We start from the raw sequence: 3,335 nt of genomic DNA on the forward strand, positions 1-3,335 counted from the left end.
ATTGTGCTTCATGTGTTATTTTTTCATTGAGTGGTAAGACCAATTAGGGGGCTAAAGTGCTTTCCCTACTTGAAAAATGGTTAAAACCGCAAACCAAACACTAAAAAATCTCGTGTAACCCGGTTTTTCAGAGGAAAAGGTTAAAAAACGCGCTTATTTACAAAATAGGGGTTGAGATTTTGCTGTGAAAAATTAACTATGGGGTAGGTTTTTTAATACATGGAGAGTTAATACGATGAGAGTTGGTTTAGTTGGTTGGCGCGGTATGGTTGGTTCAGTCCTTATGCAGCGTATGGTTGAAGAGAAAGACTTCGACCTAATCGAACCAGTATTCTACAGTACTTCTCAAGTTGGTATTCCTGCTCCTAACTTAGGAAAAGACGCAGGCTTACTGCAAGACGCGTATGATATTGAAAGCTTAAAACAGCTTGATGCGGTAATCACCTGTCAAGGTGGTAGCTACACAGAAAAAGTTTTCCCTGCACTTCGTCAGGCTGGTTGGAAAGGCTACTGGATTGATGCGGCCTCTACGCTACGTATGGCTGAAGATTCGATCATCACACTTGATCCAGTGAACTTAAAGCAAATCCAACAAGGCATCCACGGTGGCACGAACACATTTGTCGGTGGTAACTGTACGGTTAGTTTAATGCTAATGGGGCTAGGTGGTCTATTTGAGAAAGGCCTTGTTGAGTGGACAAGCGCAATGACTTACCAAGCCGCATCTGGCGCTGGTGCGCAAAATATGCGTGAATTGATCTCGCAAATGGGCGTTATCAATGACTCTGTTAGCTCTGAACTTGCAAACCCATCAAGCTCTATCCTAGATATTGATAAGAAAGTCGCGGATACAATGCGCAGCGGCTCTTTCCCTACCGATAAATTCGGTGTGCCACTAGCTGGTTCGTTGATCCCATGGATCGATGTGAAGCGCGATAATGGTCAGAGTAAAGAAGAGTGGAAAGCGGGCGCTGAGGCGAATAAAATTTTGGGTTCTCAAAGTTCACCTGTTCCAATTGACGGTACTTGCGTGCGTATTGGCGCGATGCGTTGTCACTCTCAAGCACTTACTATCAAGCTTAAACAAAATGTACCAATGGACGAAATCGAAGAAATCATCGCCACTCATAACGATTGGGTGAAAGTGATTCCTAACGACCGTGACATCACTGCTCAAGAGCTAACGCCGGCAAAAGTTACGGGCACAATGTCTGTACCAGTGGGTCGTCTACGTAAGATGGCAATGGGTGATGATTTCCTAAATGCTTTCACTGTTGGTGACCAACTGCTTTGGGGTGCTGCGGAGCCATTGCGTCGTACTCTGCGAATTATTCTGTCTGAGAAAGCATAATCACATCAATCCTTTATTTGATGACAAAATAAAAGAGCTCCTTAGGGAGCTCTTTTTTCATGCGTCGTCTTCTGTTCGAACGACTCTTTTGTCTGGATCGGCCAGTTCACTACCACAATGTTTACAGTAAATTGCGTCAGAGTCGTGCCCTGCGTGGGAGCAGTTTGGGCATTTCACCAATACTTTGTGCGATTGCATCTCTTGGTGTAATTCGGCAGTGAAAATACCTGTAGGTACCGCCAAAATGGAATAACCCAGTAACATGGTGAGTGATGCAAGCCCTTTACCCAGGTCTGTTTGAGGGACCAAGTCACCATACCCAACCGTTGTGATGGTCACGATCGCCCAATAAATACTTTTAGGAATGCTAGTAAATCCGTTTTCAGGTCCTTCAATGATAAAAATCAACGAGCCGAAAATCGTTACCATAATGGCGACGGAACTAAAGAAGATAAAAATCTTTCTGCGCGCCATAAGCAGTGAACGTAAGAGGATATTGGACTCTTGGAGGTATCGGACTAACTTGAGTATGCGGAATATTCGCATCACTCGCAGCGCCCTGATCACACCCATAAACGAAGCGGATGGGAAGAAGAGTGCTAAATAAGTGGGCAAAATCGCAAGTAAATCGACGACACCATAAAAACTCTTTGCGTAGGCGGCAGGTTTAGGAGAGCAATAAAGCCTTAGAAGGTATTCAATCGTGAATAGGCCAGTAAATGTGTATTCAATAAACTTCAGCTCTTTTTCCCACTCGGCCCGAACGGAGGGTATCGAATCTAACACCAGTACGATTAACGAACTGATGATCGCGATAATGAGAGCAATATCGAACGTTTTACCAGCTTTGGTATGAGTACCAAAAATGGTGACATATAGAGTATGTTTAAGAGAGTCAGTCGTCATGACAAAGCGATCCATTGTTGAATCGCTCTATCATACAATTTTATAGAAACTCAGGCTAATCCTGGAAATAAGTTGCGTAAGCCATTCGCAATGAACTCTATGCCAAGCGCGCCCAATATCAAACCCATGATACGAGTAATGACGTTGATTCCAGTTTGACCTAAAAATCGTACGATCAATGGGGCAGAACGGAATAATAGCCATGAACAAAGGCAGAACAAACCAATCGTAATACTAATGCCCACGGTATCGAACATGCTTGGGTAGCGTGCACCATAAACAATAGTCGAACTGATTGCACCAGGCCCTGCCATTAAAGGCATTGCAAGAGGGACCACACCAATCTGTTCACGACTGACGTATTCCGTTTTCTCTTGTTTGTTCTGCTTATCTTCCCCCAGTTTACCGCTCATCATCGAGAATGCGATGCTAAGTAATAGCAACCCGCCAGCGACACGAAACGAATCCAGAGAAATACTGAACATGTCTAACAGTAACTGACCAGCAAAAAGCGAAATGATCAGGATGATCGCAACAGCCACATTTGCTGTTGTTGCCGTATTGCGCTTTTCGTCTGGTGTCATATGCCCGGTTAGTGACACAAACACAGGCATGATACCAACAGGGTTTACTGCGGCGACCAAACCGAGAAAAAACTGCAAGAAGATAGCAAGTTCAAAAGTTTGCATGTTGCTTACTCATCAAAGTTCACATTAGTGAAAAGGAGAAGGGGTAATTTGGGCGTAATGTAAGGCAAAAGTTAGGTTGTAAGAAATGAAAAAAACTAACGCATTCCCTGCCATTTAAGTGAGAAAAACTAATTCTTTAATAAACTGTATCTAATCTGGAAAGGAAATGTTACGTATAAAGTTGCTGATAAATTGCACTGTTTTACATAAACGTTAACATTCGCACATTTTTGATAAAAACCAAGGTGGTTTGTAGAGAGATGTATTCGGTTCGATATACTCTCAGTAGCACAAAGAATTGGGCCTACATGTAATTTTGTTGGTCAAAAATGAAACTTTTTTACAGGTTGTTGTAGTTTCTTTTATTTATTTGTCCATTTGCTTCTTTT

General features: G+C 42.8%; 3 protein-coding genes. 1 reads left to right on the top strand and 2 read right to left on the bottom strand.

From position 1 onward, the window contains the following. Positions 1–235 precede the first annotated feature (235 nt). The gene (gene asd, locus CAG68_RS20260; RefSeq protein ID WP_005380727.1) at positions 236–1,351 is read left to right on the top strand and encodes an aspartate-semialdehyde dehydrogenase; all 1,116 of its coding nucleotides are present in this window, start codon (positions 236–238) and stop codon (positions 1,349–1,351) included. 57 nt (positions 1,352–1,408) lie between these two features. Here asd and CAG68_RS20265 read toward each other — a convergent pair whose 3' ends face one another. Then, complete coding sequence (locus tag CAG68_RS20265) at positions 1,409–2,272, bottom strand: ion transporter (protein ID WP_005380728.1); 864 nt, start codon at positions 2,270–2,272, stop codon at positions 1,409–1,411. A gap of 35 nt (positions 2,273–2,307) precedes the next feature. Beyond that, positions 2,308–2,946, bottom strand: a complete 639-nt coding sequence (locus CAG68_RS20270) for a YchE family NAAT transporter (protein ID WP_005380729.1) — start codon at positions 2,944–2,946, stop codon at positions 2,308–2,310. Between the last annotated feature and the right edge of the window lie 389 nt (positions 2,947–3,335).

This window comes from Vibrio sp. V42_P2S4T144 (assembly GCF_009904715.1).
GTDB lineage: Bacteria > Pseudomonadota > Gammaproteobacteria > Enterobacterales > Vibrionaceae > Vibrio > Vibrio alginolyticus.

Coding starts and splice junctions, on each gene's coding strand:
- asd (WP_005380727.1), top strand. CDS start 236: ATGAGAGTTGGTTTAGTTGGTTGGCGCGGTATGGTTGGTTCAGTCCTT.
- CAG68_RS20265 (WP_005380728.1), bottom strand. CDS start 2,272: ATGGATCGCTTTGTCATGACGACTGACTCTCTTAAACATACTCTATAT.
- CAG68_RS20270 (WP_005380729.1), bottom strand. CDS start 2,946: ATGCAAACTTTTGAACTTGCTATCTTCTTGCAGTTTTTTCTCGGTTTG.